Origin of the sequence: Nocardioides sp. CPCC 206348 (assembly GCF_048654705.1) — a bacterium.
In the GTDB taxonomy this organism is placed as follows: Bacteria; Actinomycetota; Actinomycetes; order Propionibacteriales; family Nocardioidaceae; genus Nocardioides.
On sequence record NZ_JBMCZA010000213.1, the window covers coordinates 15,847 to 16,540 of the forward strand.

Consider the following 694-nt stretch of genomic DNA (forward strand, 5'->3'; position numbering starts at 1 on the left):
TTCTTCTCCTACGACCCGCTCGTCGGTGCGGCCAGCCTGCAGGTCGCGATCACCGATCCCGCCCTGGTGGCGGCGTCCTCGATCACCGGCGGCGGCCGCGACGGCAACAACGCCGACGCACTCAGCACCGCCGGCGACAACACCGGCGCCTACCAGCGGCTCGTGAACGGCTTCGGCACCCAGGTGGCGGCGCTGCAGCGACAGACCGCCAACCAGACCGCGCTGGCCGGCTCCCTCGACAACTCCTGGGAGCAACAGGCCGGCGTCAACCTCGACGAGGAGACGGTGAACATGGTGACCGCGCAACGCGCCTACGAGGCAGCGGCCCGTCTGCTGACGACCCTCGACGAGGTGCTCGACACCCTGATCAACCGGACCGGACTGGTGGGACGATGAGCATCGGACGCGTGACCCAGCGGATGCTGACCGAGGGCTCGCTGAGCAACCTCCAGCAGGGCCTCGGCCGGCTGGCGAAGGTGCAGGAGCAGCTGTCGACCGGGCGGGTCATCAACCGCCCCTCCGACAACCCCACGGGTACGACGGCCGCGATGCGGCTGCGCAGCTCGATGGCCGACCAGGCGCAGTACACCCGCAACGCCCAGGACGGCATCGGCTGGCTCACCCAGATCGACACCGCGCTGGACTCGGCGACCTCCACGGTCCGCCGCGCCCGCGATCTCGCCCTGCAGGGTGC

Annotated in this window: 1 protein-coding gene and 1 pseudogene; both read left to right on the forward strand. The window is 70.7% G+C overall.

Features of this window, described 5'->3' with window-relative positions; all coding sequences use genetic code 11:
• Positions 1 to 396 (forward strand): flagellar basal body rod C-terminal domain-containing protein (locus ACOADB_RS22665; protein WP_378603974.1); only part of this gene is annotated, 396 nt, incomplete at its 5' end.
• A pseudogene (locus ACOADB_RS22670) lies at positions 393 to 694 on the forward strand (hypothetical protein); the annotation flags it as partial. The gene ACOADB_RS22665 and the pseudogene ACOADB_RS22670, both read left to right, overlap by 4 nt.